The organism is Rhizobium sp. RAF56, from assembly GCF_052113965.1.
GTDB lineage: Bacteria > Pseudomonadota > Alphaproteobacteria > Rhizobiales > Rhizobiaceae > Rhizobium.
Genome location: NZ_JBFRDU010000046.1, coordinates 20,074 through 36,119 on the forward strand (window position 1 = coordinate 20,074; position 16,046 = coordinate 36,119).

At 59.1% G+C, this 16,046-nt stretch carries 16 protein-coding genes and 2 pseudogenes; 10 read left to right on the forward strand and 8 right to left on the reverse strand.

From position 1 onward, the window contains the following. Nucleotides 1-9 precede the first annotated feature (9 nt). From AB4048_RS25380 to AB4048_RS25390, 3 genes are all read right to left on the reverse strand, one after another. Nucleotides 10-897 (reverse strand): carbohydrate ABC transporter permease, encoded by an 888-nt coding sequence (locus AB4048_RS25380; protein WP_442204757.1) that lies wholly within the window; start codon nucleotides 895-897, stop codon nucleotides 10-12. After that, nucleotides 894-1,850 (reverse strand): carbohydrate ABC transporter permease, encoded by a 957-nt coding sequence (locus tag AB4048_RS25385; protein ID WP_442204758.1) that lies wholly within the window; start codon nucleotides 1,848-1,850, stop codon nucleotides 894-896. Before AB4048_RS25385 ends, AB4048_RS25380 begins: the two co-directional genes overlap by 4 nt. 72 nt (nucleotides 1,851-1,922) lie before the next feature. Next, on the reverse strand, nucleotides 1,923-3,401 hold the full coding sequence (locus AB4048_RS25390; protein ID WP_442204759.1) for an ABC transporter substrate-binding protein: 1,479 nt from the start codon (nucleotides 3,399-3,401) through the stop codon (nucleotides 1,923-1,925). Between the two features lie 209 nt (nucleotides 3,402-3,610). Here AB4048_RS25390 and AB4048_RS25395 point away from each other — a divergent pair, with 209 nt between their 5' ends. The 6 genes from AB4048_RS25395 to AB4048_RS25420 all read left to right on the forward strand — a co-directional run bounded on the left by AB4048_RS25395 (nucleotide 3,611) and on the right by AB4048_RS25420 (nucleotide 9,197). Beyond that, on the forward strand, nucleotides 3,611-4,321 hold the full coding sequence (locus AB4048_RS25395; RefSeq protein WP_442204760.1) for a GntR family transcriptional regulator: 711 nt from the start codon (nucleotides 3,611-3,613) through the stop codon (nucleotides 4,319-4,321). A gap of 54 nt (nucleotides 4,322-4,375) precedes the next feature. Beyond that, the gene (locus tag AB4048_RS25400; RefSeq protein WP_442204761.1) at nucleotides 4,376-5,542 is read left to right on the forward strand and encodes a mandelate racemase/muconate lactonizing enzyme family protein; all 1,167 of its coding nucleotides are present in this window, start codon (nucleotides 4,376-4,378) and stop codon (nucleotides 5,540-5,542) included. A 63-nt stretch (nucleotides 5,543-5,605) separates the two neighbouring features. Continuing rightward, nucleotides 5,606-6,967 carry a mandelate racemase/muconate lactonizing enzyme family protein gene (locus tag AB4048_RS25405; protein ID WP_442204762.1) on the forward strand — a complete coding sequence of 454 codons (1,362 nt, stop codon included), beginning with the start codon at nucleotides 5,606-5,608 and terminating at the stop codon, nucleotides 6,965-6,967. A 16-nt stretch (nucleotides 6,968-6,983) separates the two neighbouring features. Then, the gene (locus tag AB4048_RS25410) at nucleotides 6,984-8,183 is read left to right on the forward strand and encodes a mandelate racemase/muconate lactonizing enzyme family protein (RefSeq protein WP_442204763.1); all 1,200 of its coding nucleotides are present in this window, start codon (nucleotides 6,984-6,986) and stop codon (nucleotides 8,181-8,183) included. A gap of 248 nt (nucleotides 8,184-8,431) precedes the next feature. Beyond that, nucleotides 8,432-8,887, forward strand: coding sequence for an amidohydrolase family protein (locus tag AB4048_RS25415; RefSeq protein WP_442204764.1), 456 nt, complete (start codon nucleotides 8,432-8,434; stop codon nucleotides 8,885-8,887). 91 nt (nucleotides 8,888-8,978) lie between these two features. Next, complete coding sequence (locus AB4048_RS25420) at nucleotides 8,979-9,197, forward strand: hypothetical protein (protein WP_442204773.1); 219 nt, start codon at nucleotides 8,979-8,981, stop codon at nucleotides 9,195-9,197. Here AB4048_RS25420 and AB4048_RS25425 read toward each other — a convergent pair. Next, nucleotides 9,172-9,318: pseudogene (locus AB4048_RS25425) on the reverse strand (amidohydrolase); the annotation flags it as partial. The gene AB4048_RS25420 and the pseudogene AB4048_RS25425 overlap by 26 nt on opposite strands. A gap of 439 nt (nucleotides 9,319-9,757) precedes the next feature. On the opposite strand from AB4048_RS25425, the gene AB4048_RS25430 reads away from it, so the two are divergent. Beyond that, entirely contained in the window at nucleotides 9,758-10,171 is a 414-nt protein-coding gene (locus tag AB4048_RS25430) for a hypothetical protein (protein ID WP_442204765.1), read from the forward strand. Nucleotides 10,172-10,546: 375 nt separating this feature from the next. Further along, complete coding sequence (locus AB4048_RS25435) at nucleotides 10,547-10,753, forward strand: cold-shock protein (protein ID WP_442204766.1); 207 nt, start codon at nucleotides 10,547-10,549, stop codon at nucleotides 10,751-10,753. A 460-nt stretch (nucleotides 10,754-11,213) separates the two neighbouring features. Here AB4048_RS25435 and AB4048_RS25440 read toward each other — a convergent pair whose 3' ends face one another. Next, on the reverse strand, nucleotides 11,214-11,495 hold the full coding sequence (locus AB4048_RS25440; protein ID WP_442204767.1) for a hypothetical protein: 282 nt from the start codon (nucleotides 11,493-11,495) through the stop codon (nucleotides 11,214-11,216). 22 nt (nucleotides 11,496-11,517) lie between these two features. On the opposite strand from AB4048_RS25440, the gene AB4048_RS25445 reads away from it, so the two are divergent. After that, nucleotides 11,518-12,006 (forward strand): AI-2E family transporter, encoded by a 489-nt coding sequence (locus tag AB4048_RS25445; RefSeq protein ID WP_442204768.1) that lies wholly within the window; start codon nucleotides 11,518-11,520, stop codon nucleotides 12,004-12,006. Nucleotides 12,007-12,186: 180 nt separating this feature from the next. Continuing rightward, on the forward strand, nucleotides 12,187-12,708 hold the full coding sequence (locus AB4048_RS25450) for an MAPEG family protein (protein WP_442204769.1): 522 nt from the start codon (nucleotides 12,187-12,189) through the stop codon (nucleotides 12,706-12,708). 1,000 nt (nucleotides 12,709-13,708) lie between these two features. On the opposite strand, the gene AB4048_RS25455 is transcribed toward AB4048_RS25450, so the two are convergent. The 3 genes and pseudogenes from AB4048_RS25455 to AB4048_RS25465 all read right to left on the reverse strand — a co-directional run. Beyond that, on the reverse strand, nucleotides 13,709-13,960 hold the full coding sequence (locus AB4048_RS25455) for a DUF982 domain-containing protein (protein ID WP_442204770.1): 252 nt from the start codon (nucleotides 13,958-13,960) through the stop codon (nucleotides 13,709-13,711). A gap of 297 nt (nucleotides 13,961-14,257) precedes the next feature. Then, nucleotides 14,258-15,451, reverse strand: coding sequence for a GAF domain-containing sensor histidine kinase (locus tag AB4048_RS25460; protein WP_442204771.1), 1,194 nt, complete (start codon nucleotides 15,449-15,451; stop codon nucleotides 14,258-14,260). 328 nt (nucleotides 15,452-15,779) lie between these two features. Beyond that, nucleotides 15,780-16,046: pseudogene (locus tag AB4048_RS25465) on the reverse strand (hypothetical protein); the annotation flags it as partial.

Genomic DNA, 16,046 nt, shown 5'->3' on the forward strand with positions numbered 1-16,046 from the left:
GCAACTCCCCTAGTGCTTGACTGCGCCTTCCGTAAGGGCGCGTACGAAGTATCGTTGCAGGACGAGGAACAGGACCACGACGGGCACGCTCATCATGAAGCTGGCCGCCATCAGGCCTGGAAAGTCCGTTGTATTCTCCGAGAAGAAGCGCTGGATGCCGACCGGCAGCGTCAACTGCTCGTTCTTGGAGAGGAAAGTGTAGGCGTAGATGTACTCGTTCCACGCGCCGATGAAGGAATAGATCGCCGTGGCGATTATTCCCGGCGCCGAGAGCGGCATCACGATCAGGATAAAGGCCTGGAACCGCGTTGCCCCGTCGATGCGCGCCGCCTGCTCGAGTTGCACCGGGATGTTGTCGAAGAAACCCTTGAGGAGCCAGATTGCCAGCGGCAGGCCGAATGTGAGGTAGGTGAGGATGAGCGACCCATGCGTGTTCACCAGCCCGATCGCGCGCATCAGGATGAAGAGCGGCACCAGAAAGATCACAGCCGGGAACATGTTGCGAAGCAAGACGGCGAAGAACAGAAAGTTCCGGCCCGGGAAGGTGAAGCGCGAAAACGCGTAGGCCGCAGGAACTGCCACGATCACCGAAAGGATGGTCGTGGTGGTGGAGACGAAAAGGCTGTTCCAGAAGAAGCGCAGGAAGTCCTGACCGACGCTGTTTTGCGGATCGAGCAGCTTCTGGTAGCTGGCGAGGGTGGGTTGGTCCGGCCACCATTGCGGCGGGAATTGCATTGCCGCGAAGCCGGACTTGATCGAGGTAATCAGCATCCAGATCATCGGTAATGCGGTGTAAAGCAGCATAAACACAAGGAAGATTCGTCCGCCCCACCGCCATGCATCGATGCGCATACGACGACGCGCCTGGCTTCGATGAGCAGTCTCGGCAACGCTCATTCGCTCCCGTCCTTCTGCTCGTTACCGCTCAGCGCTCGGACGTAGAAGTAGCCGAGCGACATCAGGATGAGGAACAGCAACACCGAATAGGCCGATGCCACCCCCCAGCGCTGGCGCCCGAAGGCGAGTTCATAAATGTGGGTGATCCAGATATGCGATGCGTTCGACGGCCCGCCGCCGGTCATGATCCAGGGTATGATGAAAGAATTGAAGTTGGCCACTGCCAGCAGAAGGATCGTCACCGTCGAGACGTTTCTCAAGTGCGGAAAGGTGACGTGCCAGAACCGCTGCCACGCATTGGCTCCGTCGACTTTTGCAGCGCGCATCAGTTGATCGGGAACCGTCTGCAGGCCAGCCATCATCATGATCATAGCAAACGGAAACTCTCGCCAGATATTGACGACGATCAGCGAGGGCAGCACTGTGCTGACGCTGTCGATGAAATTCGGCGGCCGGTCGGCTAATCCGAGGCCGACCAGCACAGCTCCGATGATCCCAAAGTCCGAATGGTAGATCCACTTCCAGATGTAGGAGGCGGCGACCGCGCTGATGACCCAGGGAATGATCAGGATGGCGCGCAAAACACCGCGGCCGGCAAAGTCGCGATGCAGAGCCAGTGCTGCGGCAAACCCCAGGACAAAGGAGATGAAGGTGGATCCCAGAGTCCAGATCAGGGTGTTCAAGGTGACCTGCCAGAACACCGGGCTGGTGAGGATGGCCGTGTAGTTGTCGAAGCCGACGAAGATCTTGTCCCGCAGTTGCAGGCCAGGCGGCGTGTTGAAGAACGACAGCTCGATCGTGTAGTAGATCGGATAGGCGATGACGATGAGCATCACGACGATCGCGGGAAGCACGTAAGCGTAGTCGGCACGATGCTCCCAAATCTTGCGCAGCACGCCCGACATATCGAGTTGCAGTCTTCGAGCCTCGGCCTTGCCAGTCAAGATCGTCACTGTGCGGTGCCCTTATTCTTCGGAACAAACCGGCTGCAATCAAGGCGCAGCCGGTCAGATCGTCAGCTTGGACTAGAGTCCGCCGTCCTTCAGGTCTTTTACCTTCTTGGCTGCGTCGTCCGCTGCTTGGTCAACCGTCATGGCTCCGGTCAGGGCATTCTGCAGCATGTCCGGGACGATGATGTTCATGATTTCGGGGGACTGCGGCAGCGCCGGGAACGGGATGCCGTATGGCAGCATGGAGGTCGTAACATCAAGGAACTTGATGTTGTCCAGACGTTCTTTCATCCATTTGGTCTTGAAGCCATTGAGGTTTCCCGGGTTCGAGCCGGCGTAGGCCATCTTCAGCGACCATTCGGGGCTCGACCACATGCAGGTGATAGCCTTTGCAGCCGGCTCGTCTACCTTGCCGCCCTCGACATACTCGGGCTTCAGGATGTGAATGTTGGAGCCGCCAAACACGACGGCACGCTTGCCGTCGGGGCCAGTCGGAATCAGGCCGTAGCGCATGTTGTCGATTACGGTCTGTGCCTTGTCCTTGTCGGTGTCCGTCGCCTTTTTCTGCAGGTCGAGCATGACGTTGTAGTCGGACGGGTGCGAGATCATCATGCCGAGCTGGCCAGCGAGGAAGAGGGGCTGGTTGTCGGCCTGCTGGTTGGTGAGCGCCGAAACCGGAACCGACTTGTCGCGAACGTACATATCGTAGGAGGCTTGCAACGCCGCCTTGCTCTGCGGGCTATTGAGCTCGACCTTCTCATAGGTCGGGTTGGCGGTAGCTTCGTCGAAGACGCCGCCGCCATAGGCCCACAGCTGCGGCATGAAGCGGTACGGCGTATTGCCGGCATTCTTGCGAGCCACGAGGCCGTAACCGGCAATGCCGAGCTTGTCGTGGATCTGCTTGGAATACTTGACGACGTCGTCCCAGGTTGCCGGCGCCTTCTCCGGATCGAGGCCTGCACGCTTGAAGATGTCGGCGTTCCATATGAACGCCATCGTCTCATTGTTGGTTGGAACGCCGTAGGTTACTCCCTCCCAGGTCACGGCCTTCATTGCGCCGGGCCAGAAATCCTCGGTCGAATACCCTACATCCTCGGGCTTGAGCGGCTGCAAATAGCCCTTTGACGCGAACTCGGTGCCCCCCAGGATTTGCAGGCGGACCGCCATGGGCGCTGCATTGCCAAGGAGCGCGGTCCGGAACTTGTCCAGCAGGTCGTTATAGGTGAGGGCTTGTTCCTCAAGCTGGATGTTTGGGTAGGTCTTGCGGAAGTTCTCGAAGAACTCCTTGTAATACTGGCGCAGGAGGTCGGGGTCTCCCTCGAACACGCCCTGATACCAGAAAGTCAGTCGCCCCTTGTAGTCGAGCGGGGTGACTTTGGCGCAATCGGCCGCCGTGTCAAAATCCTGTGTGCCGGCAATGGAGCGCACATATTGCGGCGACCACTTGCTCAAGTCGACCGGCGCACCCAGCGCAGACGCGGACATCAACGATACCATCAAAGCAGCGGAGACAGCGCCGCGCAGGACGGCACCTCCGAGTGAAATCCTCGTCATAGGTATCCTCCAGGTTCTCTCCCATGCCGCTCTGCCTCAAAGCGAGCGATCGTCGTACGTCGGCCGCAAGTCGTTTGTGGCCAATGTATCGTTTTTAGCTAATCATACGTTTTCAGATCGACGATTGCCTGTCAACCAGAGAAATCGTACATTGTTTACAGAAGCTTTGCGTGATATTTGGGCAGTATGTGTATTGATTGGGGACAGTCTTGGCCGATACAAGCGATTTTAAAGCACAGCCACCCCGAGGGATCGACGCTATCGGGGCCTCCAGTGAGGGCGCCTCGCTTTATCAACTTATCAGGGAAGACATCATCGAAGGGCGGCTCGCTGCCAACGAACGGCTTGTCGTCACCGATCTCGCCCGGCGCCACGGAACCTCGACCAACCCCGTGCGCGAGGCTCTGCAACTATTGCGCGGGGAGGGCTTTGTCACCTTAGTTCCCAACCGCGGAGCGCGCGTCCGGCCCATAGACCAGGATTTTGTTCGGGATATCTACGAGATAGGAGTCTTGATCGAGCCGGCACTGACGCGATGGTTCGTGAATATGGCCACCGCCGAGGATATAGCTGAACTCGAACGCATCCAAGACCTGATTGAAGAGAACGACTTCGCCGACACGTTCAGGCACAGCGAGCTGGACACCGCCTTTCACACCGTGATGTACCAAAGGCACTACAACCGCCATGCCGCCGAGCTTTGGTGGAAGCATCGCGAAGTGCTTCGAGCCGTGAGTCGGCGTTTCAACTTCACGCTCGCCCGGCGTGCCGCAATCCTTAGCGAGCATCGCGAGCTCATCGCACATGTAAAAGCGGGAAATGCGAACGAGGCAGCCGAACTCATTGCGCATCATGTCGAGGGCTCCGGCCGGCACATCCTCGAACACATGCGTGCGCGGAACGCCGCTCGCGCAGGATAGAATACATGGCCTGGAACATCGCTATCCCAACCACTTCAGATAAAGGCAGTTGAGATGAAAATCACCAGTGTTCGGCCGTGGCTGATCAAGTCCGATGCTTCTTATTGGGGAGAGTATCTGTTCGTCGAAGTGACGACCGATGAGGGGGTGAGCGGCTGGGGAGAGATCACCACCACGACAAGGCTCGCCAATCGCGCCCTCTGCACGATCCTTCGGCAGATCGGTGCCGCTGTGACAGGCGAGGACCCGGCGCGTATTGAGTATCTGTGGCACAAGATATTCCGCAGCTTCACATACATGGGCAGTCGCGGCGCCGCAGTCGAATGCGTGAGCGCCATCGACATAGCCCTCTGGGACATCCGAGGCAAAGTTTTGGGTAAGCCGATTTACGAGCTCTTGGGTGGAGCGGTACGCGATGAAATTGCGCTCTACACCCATCCCAACCAGGCCAAATTTACCAGCAATGAGGCTGTGGTCCGAGAAATTCGAGACATTGTCGAGTCCGGCCACACTGCGCTCAAGTTCGATCCTTTCCCCTACCAGGGCCGCACCGCCAAAGGACAGTCCCGCGAACAGCGGGACGGCTACCTCGATGGCAGCATGACCCGTAAGGACGAGCGCGAAGCCGCCGAGCTCACAGCTCTGATCCGCGAAACGGCGGGCTCTGATGTCGACATCCTCATCGATGCGCATGGCCGCTTCGACGTTCCCACCGCCATTCGCCTCTGTCGTAGCCTCGAGGAAGCCGGTCAGATCGACTGGTTTGAGGAGCCCTGTCCGCCCGAGAGTCTAAACGCCCTCAAGCAGGTCCGTGAAAAGGTCAGTGCCCCAATCTCGTGGGGCGAGCGCGGCCACACGAAGTGGGATTTCGTGCCGGTGCTCGAAAACAAGCTCGCCGACTACATTATGCCGGACGTCACCTGGACCGGTGGCATCACCGAGCTCAAGAAGATTTCCGCCCTGTGCGAAGCCTACTACATCCCGGTCTCGCCACATGACGCCGCAGGTCCAATCAACGTGGTCGCGGGTGCGCAAGTGATGATGACCGTTCCAAACTTCTACAAGCTCGAAACTTCGGAGTGGGACCTTTCCAAATACGATCACCTCATCGACCGCCCGCTCGACGTTTCGAACGGCAGCCTCAAACTGACATCGAAGCCTGGGCTCGGCGTTGAGATGAATCGCGACTACCTGCAGGCCCACGAGATCGAGTTGGGCTAGCAGCGCTCTCTGCGGTCCCTGCGCACGGGCGACAAACCCCACCGACCAGAACGAGGACAAGCCATGCCAGAGACGCGCGGAGCCGGCGAGGCTCTCAATCGCATCAACACGAATTCCAGGCCGTCCGACCTCCGCATCACCGACATGCGGGTGGCCGAAATCGTCGGCGCGCCGTTCACCTCGGCGCTGCTCAAGATCTACACCAATCAGGGCATAGTCGGATTTGGCGAGGTGCGCGACGGTGGTAGCGCCACCTACGCGCTGATGCTGAAGAGCCGGCTGCTGGGCGAAAATCCATGCGATGTCGACCGCCTGTTCCGCCGCATCAAGCAGTTCGGCGGCCATGGGCGGCAGGGCGGCGGCGTATCGGCGGTCGAAATCGCGCTCTGGGATCTAGCCGGCAAGGCCTATGGAGTCCCAATCTACCAGATGCTAGGTGGCCGCTTCCGCGAGAAGGTGCGCATCTATTGCGATACGGACGCGACCGTGCCGAGCGGCACCGAGACCGGCCGGCGGCTCAAGGAGCGGATGGAGCTTGGCTTCACCTTCCTGAAGATGGACCTCGGGTTGATGCAGATTGCGGATGTCCCAGGCTCGGTGGTTGCTCCCGCCGGCTCGCTCGAGGGCTACCGCGTCCATCCGGGCCGCGGTCGGGTTAAGGCGATGGAGGACCGGCGCGCGCGCAACGCCGTCTACGACCTGCACAACGTCCGACACCCCTTCACCGGCCTTCACTTCTCGGACAAGGGCCTCGACCTCTTGGAGCAGTATATCGCCGAGGTCCGCGAAGTGATCGGCATGGAGATTCCGCTCGCCATCGACCACGTCGGGCATATCTCGCTGCAGAACGGCATCCGGCTCGCGAAGCGGATCGAGAAATACGTCCCTGCCTGGCTGGAGGACGTGATCCCCTGGCAGTACACCGACCAGTACCGGCAGCTGCAGGGGGCGACAACCGTCCCGATCTGCACGGGCGAGGACATCTACCTGCGGGAGGGGTTCGAGCCCCTGATGGCGGGCGGCGGCGTCTCGGTCATCCACCCCGACCTCCTCACCAGCGGTGGCATCCTCGAGACCAAGAAGATCGGCGACATGGCCCAGGACCACGGCGTCGCCATGGCGATCCACATGGCCGAGAGCCCGATTGCCGCGATGGCGGCCGCGCACGTCGCGGTCGCCACCGAGAACTTCATGGCGCTCGAGTATCACTCAGTCGACGTCCCCTGGTGGGACGATATCGTCACCGGCCTGCCCAAGCCGCTGGTCAAGGACGGATTCATCGAGGTTCCGGACAAGCCCGGCCTCGGCATCGACGACATCGTCGACGAAGTGATCGCCGAGCACTTGCAGCCCGGCGTGACCGGCATCTGGCAGCCGACCGACCGATGGGACGACGAATACTCCTGGGATCGCACCTGGAGCTGACGCGAAGGACCCCCGCATGAAGATCACCGACCTGCGCTGCGCCGTTATCGGCAAACATCCCATCGTTCGCGTCGTCACCGACGAGGGCATCTATGGCCTTGGCGAGGTGGAGTTCACCAAGAGTTACCTCAAGCCTTGGGTGCTGCACTTCCGCGACGCACTCCTCGGCGAGGATCCGACCGACGTCGAGCGGGTGATGCTGAAGATCCGCCAACGCGGCTCGTTCAAGCCCTATGGCGCCGCGGTCAGCGCGATCGAGCACGCGCTCTGGGATATCGCCGGAAAGGCCGCGGGCGTGCCAGCCTACAAGCTGCTCGGCGGCAAGGTTCGCGACAAGGTGCGCGTCTACAACGGCTCGATCCGTCGGAAGCGCACGGGCGATCGGCCGGAGGACTACGCCGCCGACGTCAAATGGATGATGGAGCAGCCGCAGAACTTCTTCATGGTCAAGCAAGGAATCTCGTTCCACTCCAATATGAAGGACAGCATCGAGGGCTTCCATTACGGCGTGACGCAGAATAAGGCCGGCTATCACGGCGCCATGGATCAGGGCGTGATCAGCGAGCGCGGTTTCAATCACATGCTCGACTGCGTGATCGCGATGAAGGAAGTGCTGGGCGACAAAGTCAGCCTGGCACTCGACTGCGGCCCGGGCTGGATGCTGCCCGATGCGATCAAGTTCGCTCGCGCGGTCGAGAAGTACAATCTGATGTGGCTCGAGGACATGCTGACCGGCGACTATGTGCCGTGGGTCAATCCGCAGGCCTATCGCGACCTGACGACCTCCACCTCGACGCCGATCCATACCGGCGAGCAAATCTACCTGAGGCACAATTTCAAGGAGCTAATCGAAACGCAGGCGGTGCGCGTCATCGGCCCGGATCCAGCGGATATTGGCGGCATCGCCGAGCTCAAATGGGTCGCCGAGCACGCCTACATGCACTCGATCCTGATGGCGCCGCACGGAACGGCAAATGGTCTGCTCGGCCTCGGCGCGCTGATCAATGTCTGCGCCACCTTGCCTGCAAATTACATCGCGTTCGAATATCCGAGTGCCTCCGATACCTGGTGGGAGGATCTAGTAATCGGCTTGCCGCCGCAGATCGTGAAGGACAGTATGGTGGACCTACTGGAAGCACCGGGGCTGGGCCTCGATATCGACGCCCAATCAGCCAAGAAATATCTCAAGGAAGAGGATGCGGGCTTCTTCGACTAAGCCACGCTTCTTTCGCCAATCTGCGCCACGAGAACCGCTTCGTGCGGATTGGCATGCCTCCAACGTCCGCTTCAGACTATTTGCACCTTGAAGCCGCCAGTCCGCTCCCGTGAAGAGTTTCGGGCGCCGGCAGGCGTACGAAAGTCCCCGAGGAAGGAACCCGCGGTCGACAGGCGATGGCTATGGGGATTTTGGATTTCGGCTGGTGTCGGCGATGGCGCTGCCGCCGTCGGGAAGCGCCGGGATGGATGCGCACAGACCTCTTTGTTGCGCCTGCGCGCGGGATTGTCGGCTTGGCATGCGGCTGGACACGGCTTTGTCGGCCAGCGCGTTTCTTCGATGTCCACGAGGGAGCCAATGGCGGCCTTATCAGGGGTATCGTGACGGTCGACGAATACTACGCCTCGACGCGTGGTCTGCGCAAAGCCGCCAAGAAGCTAGCGGACGAGAAGCAGGCGGTGTTCACCATGCATTTCCTCGAGCAACACCGCGAATATTTCGAGGACATGGTCCGCACCGGAAAGTCGCCCGTGCAATTGTTAGCCGAGGAGGGCGTATTGAGCGCCAACACGATCCTTGCGCACTGCATCTATATAGGCTCGAACAGCCTGATCAACTATCCTCTGGTCGACGATATCGGCATTCTTGGCGCCCCAGGGTGTCGGTGTCGCATTCTCCATCCGGATACGCGCGGCGCGGCGTGATCATGGAGAGCTTCGACCGCTACCGTGAGCCGGCATCAACATGACGCTCGGCACCGACATGTGGCCATTGGAAATGTTCACCGAAATGCGGATGGCCTCGATCGGCTGCAAGGTCGCCGAAAAGAATTATCTAGCGGCGCCGGCTGAAACGGTGTTCGCCGCGAGCAATCTGGCCGGCGCCAAGGCGCTCGACCGGCCCGATCTCGGCAGGCTTTCGGCCGGCGCCAAGGCGGATGTTGTCATTGTCGATACCGATAATTTGGCGATCGGCCACAATCCAGACCCGCTGCGGGCTTTCCGGCGGTCATGAAGGTGACCGAAACCACCACAGGGTCGAAAGGATCGGTGAAACGCGACGCAATGGACTGCAGCGCAGTTACCATATGTGCGCTCACTAGCACCGGATCATGCGTAAAGTGCGGGGATGCGGCGAGGTGGCACGGTCAGGTCAGGCGGAGCCGATGACGATTTGCCAGGCCATGTAATCTGGATGGTCTGTCCGCACGACGCCTTTCGGAACGCCCTCGGAGCCTGAGATGTAGAGGATGATGGCAGGATCTGAAGGTGCCTACGCGGGAGGCTCTAAGCGAGATCGCGGTGATCTCCTGTCTCTGTCCAAGCCTGGCACTCGTGGCGTTTTGATTGGGTTTTGGGGGTGACGTCCTCTTTTCTCTGGCATCATCCCGAGCCTTCAATGGCCGGCCGACAACGTCGCTCCCGAAATAACCAACGTCGTCGGGGTAGGGCGGGGGCTTCGGAACTCGGCTCTACCTATGCGACCCGAGGTTGCGCCTTGACAGTTTAACCTTTCGCCATACCTCTGACTTGGGCGCGGGGGAGTATCTTCTGACAATCCGAAGGGAAAAAGAAATGACGATTAAGATCCTCGCTGTGATGGGTCCTTTCTTGGCCGCGTCCATATCTCTCTTAGGCCCAGCAGGAAGCTCCGGAGCTGCCGACGAATGGTTCGTGCTCGGCCAGCAGACGATCAAGTCCGTAGATCCAAGCGTCAACATTAACAGTGAAGGGAATCGATGGAAGAAGGACGTCAAATGGGTCAAGCTTGCTGCGGAAGGCGCGGATGTGAAGATCGATAAAGTTGTGCTCCACTGGGACAATCGTCGTGATGACATTGTCAACGACCTGGGAGTCCTGAAACCGGGAGGTCAAACGGCTGCCAAGAACGCTCCAGGGCGCAAAGGGCGTCTCACCGGTGTTACTGTCCAATACCAGATCCTCAATAATGCAAAAACGGCCACCCTCAAGGTCTTGGGATACGACTGAGCGGTAGAGGTCCGCCAAGCGGTAGACACCAGCGAAGGTCAGGCAGTCAGGTCGTGCGCTCTGCGATGGTTTGGCTTCCGCCGGTGATACTCTGGCTTTAGCTGGAGCTCATCCCTGCGCTAGGCAACTTCATGATGTTTGACGGTCCCGTATCATCCGGCTCTCTGTCTTGCCACTTTTCCCTGGACCAATCCCTCAGCGGTGCGGCGCGATCACTCGTAGTTTTGACATCATTCGGGGGAGATTCAATAATGAAGGCGAATACTCAGCCGTGAATAAAATCGCGGCAACCATTACTACAGAGGGAGTTTTTGCGCTTGCTAAGAAACTTCGAAATCGGCATGTTTATCGCCGACAATCTAATGAGGGATATCTATGTCGAATAAAGGCACTGTAAAATTCTTCAATACAGATAAGGGTTTTGGTTTTATCACGCCGGACGGGGGCGACAAGGACGTTTTTGTCCATATCTCTGCGCTGCAGGCTTCGGGCATGCAATCGCTTCGCGAAGGTCAGCAGGTTACGTTCGACACCGAACCGGATCGCATGGGTAAGGGGCCGAAGGCCATCAACATACGGTAGCCGCACAAACACTCTCGGGATCGGCGGTGGAATTATGATCGACGCCGATCGCGATTCCAAACATTTCCGATCCGGGTGCGGCGTGTAAAGAACGGAGCGCTTGGCGGAGGATGCCCATATGGCCGACGATCGATCTTCAGGCGAAGTCGTGCCGGAGACGCGAAAAGCCGGCTCGGAATCCATAAAGACAAGAATTACCGATTTCGTAAGGCTGGGCGTGGTGGGCCTGTTCGCCTACTGGTCGTTGACTCTCGTCGCTCCATTCGCCGTCCTTGTGATCTGGGCGGGCATCCTGGCTGTGGCGCTCTACCCGGTCTATACGTGGCTCCGGGCGTCTCTAGGCGGGCGCGGACGACTGGCAGCGTTCCTTGTGACTCTTGTCGGCCTGTTGGTCATCATCGGCCCCCTCGAGGCGATCGTGCTGAATTTTGTTGATGCCGCGCAACATGTCCTCACAAAGCTACAGAGTTGCGGCCTGACCCTGCCGATGCCTGCGGGCAGCGTGAAGCAATGCCCGCTGATCGGCGAGAGGGTCTTTACCGCCTGGAGCAGGGCATCCAGCAATCTGGGGGGAGCCCTCTTTCAAATGAAGTCGTCCCTGATCGAGGCCGGAACCGTCGTCCTCGGCAAGGTCGCCGGTGTCGGTGGCGATCTCCTGGGTTTCGTCGCCTCGGTGATCCTCGGCGGCTTTTTTCTCAAGCCCGGTCCGCAATTGGGCGACGGCTTGAAGGGCTTCGCCCATCGGATCGCGCCCGGCAAGGGCGTTGGCTTCGTCCAACCTGGCAGGTGCGACAATTCACAACGTGGCGCGCGGAGTGATCGGCATTGCACTGCTGCAGATGCTGCTTTCGGCGCTGGTCCTGAGCCTTTTCGGCGTGCCGGCACCCGCGCTGATCGCCTTTGCCGTCCTGATATTCTGCATTGTCCAGATCGGCCCTGCGCTGCCTCTGCTGCCGGTCGTCATCTGGGCGTGGACCGCATGGAACTGGCTGCCCGCGCTAGGCCTTACGCTTTGCCTGATCCCCCTTCTCGTCATCGACAACGTGATGAAGCCGATACTGGTTGCGCGGGGCCTTGCTACGCCGACGTTGGTGATCCTTGTCGGCGTGATCGGCGGCACGCTCTCCTACGGGTTGGTCGGGTTATTCCTCGGGCCGATCGTTCTCAGCGTTGTCTACGACCTACTCTTAGCCTGGGTGCGGCAGCCGGCGTCCGACAGCTTCGGGAATACGAGCAAGTCGCCTTGGGGTTGAAACATCTCGCAGGGCGAGGCGACCAGCAATTTAAGGTCATTTGTCGAGGGGACCTTCACAATTCCAGATGGTTCGGACGTTCCGGAATATCGCCGTTTTCTGCTTAGGGGAGTCAGTACCACCAATGCTCCTCCAAGACATTTAGTACATCGCCCAAAACCTACCGTTCGAGAGGGCTGCATGTTGCGCGACAAGCAAATTAACGTCCTCGCAGGCATGGCGATGGGACTGATGGCGACGCTTATTTCAATCGGCCTTGCAGTCTTCGGAGTCCTGGAGCCGATTGTTCCCCCAGCGAACATATATGAACCACTCATGGATGCAGTTCGATGGGATGCACTTGTTGTTGGGTGCCTGGCTGCCAATATCGCGATGATTGCAAGCCATCGATTCATTACGGAGGCTGACATCGACGGCGGCGGGCTTTCGGTCGGCACACCAAGAGTCCGTGTGCTCCAGGCGATTTTGCAGAATACGCTTGAACAGGCGGTCCTCGCCTTGGGCGTCCACGCGGTGTGGGCAAGCACGATGCCGCCAACCCTGCATGCTGTAGTGCCTGTCGCATCATTGCTGTTCGTTGCCGGCCGCCTCTTGTTTTGGCGCGGATATGCTAGAGGCGCAGCTGGGCGCGCACTCGGCTTCGCTCTGACCTTTTATCCCTCCATCGTCATGCTCCTGATAATAGCCGCTCATCTGATCTGAGCTCACATCCGCGAACAACGAGTACCAAGCTCTGCTGCGCTACCTGTGCCTCCATGATCCGGAAAACTGGGACGAGACGATCTGCGGGCTGCCGGGAACGCTCGTCTGGCGCGTCGGCGAAGATAGGAAGCGGTCGGGAGGCAACCGACTCTAGTGAACAAAGCGATGTTCGGAAACGACCAGAGTCTCCTACGGGCCCAAAGCGGCCGTCCGCGAAATTGAAATTGCTCAGGACGAGCAATACGAGGACCGCGAAAGCGATTGCCAGATGGCACTGGAGTTGGAGGTGCAAGCGATAGACGATGAGGCCGCTGCGGCAGGCTGGTCACGCTCGGAAGCCATGGCAGCGATCGCCCATATCGCCCTTAGTTCGCCGCGCAAGAGAGCGAGCTGAACGACTTCCGGCTGGCACAGGCGCTAGGCATGTTCGAGCATTAAGGCGTCTGACAGCTTTCCGCGCTAGCGTGCCTACGCGGGCGCGTCCGGGCGCTCTGAGAGGTATGAACTTCCTCTCGACTCCATTCTCACGTCGCACCGGATCTGAGGACGCACCTATAAGAGCGAGTTCGCACCCGCGGCTCGCTCTTCCTTTCCGACATATAGCGAACGAAGGAACTACAAAGCAGGTCTCACCTACGTCCAAAGAGGTAAAGATGGGCTCCTCATTCACAGCCAAGTGCGAGCGGTGCGACCTCGAGGCCTATGGCTCGATTGGCGGAGGCATGAGTGACTTCAAGACCTTCTCGGCTTGGCCATGCTTTTGCGGGTCCTGCAACAACATCACGACCGCGAATACCCTGGCAGAGCCCTTGGTCTGCCTCGAGTGTAAAAGCACCGAGGTGACCATCTATGACGATAGCCTGTCGATTGAGGGACCACCGAACAGAAGGGAGTCTTCCGTCAGTTGGGGCAGCCGGCGGCTGGACACAACTCGATCTTATCTATGTCCTCACTGCGCGAGTTTCGCCGTGATCTTCGGGCATGGCGGCATGTCTTGGGACTAAACCCGGATCGCGAGACCGGCAGCCTTGGCAGCCCTCAGAAACGCCCATCGTGCCTTCTCCGCACAGCCATCATTCTCCATGGCATCAAGACACGCCTTGCAAGCTCGCTCGAACGGCTTGCCCTTCTGCATTTCATAAGACCAATGCTCGAGGAGCGCCTGGATGGCATCTCTCACGGTGCGGATTGACCGGTATGCATTCGGAGGTTGGATGCAGAGTTCGACGGGTCTGAAGGTTGGATTAGCCATGGTCTCTCCTGTCGGAATTGGAGTCCTTTGGGCGCTAGGCCAGCGTCTATAAGCAATCCATCATGTTAACGCTTGTCAACATGGCCTTTGTTGTTTGCGGAGGCTGAGATCGGGGCCAAAGGAACTGCCTCGGCTGAAAAGTAACAGGTGGGCCGCGCAAGCCTTGGGTGATAAAACTCCCAAAGCGGAGGGGACCGCTTTGCCGCACGACCCCCAATATAACGCCGGAGGAGCGCGGCCGGTTCCCAGCTCATTGGGTGTCCTTCGCCTTGAGCCCGAAAGTTGAATACAACAAGACTAGCTTAGGTGAGATCGGCGCAGGCGAAGTGTGAACCGCGTCTCCTCAGGCGACGAGGTCACCGATAACGTCCCCCCGTGTGCCTCGGCGATCTTCGATGCGATGTAGAGACCGAGCCCAAGGCCTTGCTTCGTTCCATGCTCGGACAGACGCGTGAACGGCCTGAAGAGACGCGCGATCGCCGCGTGGGGAATGGGTTCGCCTTTGTTGGAGATCCACAGTTCGAGATTGTCGGCCGTCGTTGAGACGTTGATCCTGATCGGGCTATCGCCAGAGCCGTGGGTCAGCGCGTTTGCAAGAAGATTGGAGAACAACTGAGCGATCCGGGAATGATCGACACTGATTGGCCTTGACAGGTCGAACTCCGCTTCGATCAGCCTGTCGGGCCAGACGCTGCGCATCTCATCAACCACATGCGCAAGGGTCGGCTGCAACGACTCGTCGCTCAAGTTCAGACTGATGCCGCCGCCGAGTTTGCCCCGCGCGAAGTCCATGACGTTGTCGACCAGATTGGACATGCGGTCAGCGCTCTTCAGCATCACCGCCACAACGGACTGGGCTCGGTCATCGAGGGCTGACTCCGCAAGCAGTCGTGTACCCGAAATCATCGAGGCTAACGGATTGCGCAGGTCGTGGCCCAGGACAGCGATGAACTGTTCTCTAATCACTGCGATCTCAAGCTCTTCGTTCAGCTTTGTCTGATAGGCAATCAGCTTGTCGCGAGCATCGAGGTGGTGGGCGATCAGCTCCGCGAAGAGCGTGAACATGCCGATGATCCTGGTGTTATTGACCAGCGCAGGTTTGCGATCGATGGCGCATAGCGTTCCGAAGAAAGTACCGTCCTTCAGGACGATCGGAACGGAGATGTAGCTCTGGAACCCATACATCAACGGCGTGTGGTGGTGGCGATAGACGTCGCTCATCGCAACGTGATCGATTGCCACCGGCACATGGCTTTGTCGAATTTCATGGCAGATCGTGGTTTCGATCATCAACTCATCGCCGGGCCTAAGGCCGAAATCGATGGCGTCAAGTACCTCGCAGGCAACCCATCGTCCCACGGTGACACGAGCGACGACAACAAAGCCCATTCCGGTTGACTGCTGGATGACGTCGAGGATCGACGATACAGAGTGGATTTCATGCACCGCGTTGAGTTCGGCCTGAAATTCGTGGTCGACTTTCGTGTTCATCCACACACCTCGCAACCCTAGTCAACTCTACTACACCCGACAGCGACGTCATCGCAAGCGGGCGCACATTCACCGAAACTTGCTTCGGGTAGACAGGGATTGCGGTCATTGCGGCTCGTCAGCGGCTGCTTACGAATGCGTGATGAGCAAGCAGCAGCTCGACGGTTCCTTCGCAAGCGGTGGTCTGGCTCACTGAGAAACTCGATAATCATGCCCGGATGCAGCACTAGCCGAACTGCTCTTGCTCTATCCGTTTAGTTTTCACCGGTTCCGGCAGCGCTCCAACACTTCACTGCAAGTTCGATGACTAGAGAAGACGGCGATTCGCTCAACCGGTATTCATCTCGCGAAGCTGCGTGATGAACTGCTGCGGCCGCAGCCAGATGCCGGGTGTCTTGTAGCCCATGTGGCGGGCGATCTCGCCGGTCCAGTTATTGCAGTTGTTAACCGTCGCCTCCCAGGTCTTCGACACCGCCTGCTGCTTGCGGATGAATGCAACGACGTCGTTGTATTCCGATTCGCTTAGCAGCACCCGCCAGCTGGCGGAGCGGTATTGTTCTTCGAGATCGCCGTCGGTCCATCCGGTCGTGGCCGC

Coding starts and splice junctions, on each gene's coding strand:
- AB4048_RS25380 (WP_442204757.1), bottom strand. CDS start 897: ATGAGCGTTGCCGAGACTGCTCATCGAAGCCAGGCGCGTCGTCGTATG.
- AB4048_RS25390 (WP_442204759.1), bottom strand. CDS start 3,401: ATGACGAGGATTTCACTCGGAGGTGCCGTCCTGCGCGGCGCTGTCTCC.
- AB4048_RS25400 (WP_442204761.1), top strand. CDS start 4,376: ATGAAAATCACCAGTGTTCGGCCGTGGCTGATCAAGTCCGATGCTTCT.
- AB4048_RS25405 (WP_442204762.1), top strand. CDS start 5,606: ATGCCAGAGACGCGCGGAGCCGGCGAGGCTCTCAATCGCATCAACACG.
- AB4048_RS25410 (WP_442204763.1), top strand. CDS start 6,984: ATGAAGATCACCGACCTGCGCTGCGCCGTTATCGGCAAACATCCCATC.
- AB4048_RS25415 (WP_442204764.1), top strand. CDS start 8,432: ATGCGCACAGACCTCTTTGTTGCGCCTGCGCGCGGGATTGTCGGCTTG.
- AB4048_RS25420 (WP_442204773.1), top strand. CDS start 8,979: ATGGCCTCGATCGGCTGCAAGGTCGCCGAAAAGAATTATCTAGCGGCG.
- AB4048_RS25430 (WP_442204765.1), top strand. CDS start 9,758: ATGACGATTAAGATCCTCGCTGTGATGGGTCCTTTCTTGGCCGCGTCC.
- AB4048_RS25435 (WP_442204766.1), top strand. CDS start 10,547: ATGTCGAATAAAGGCACTGTAAAATTCTTCAATACAGATAAGGGTTTT.
- AB4048_RS25440 (WP_442204767.1), bottom strand. CDS start 11,495: ATGGGCGAAGCCCTTCAAGCCGTCGCCCAATTGCGGACCGGGCTTGAG.
- AB4048_RS25450 (WP_442204769.1), top strand. CDS start 12,187: ATGTTGCGCGACAAGCAAATTAACGTCCTCGCAGGCATGGCGATGGGA.
- AB4048_RS25455 (WP_442204770.1), bottom strand. CDS start 13,960: ATGGCTAATCCAACCTTCAGACCCGTCGAACTCTGCATCCAACCTCCG.
- AB4048_RS25460 (WP_442204771.1), bottom strand. CDS start 15,451: ATGAACACGAAAGTCGACCACGAATTTCAGGCCGAACTCAACGCGGTG.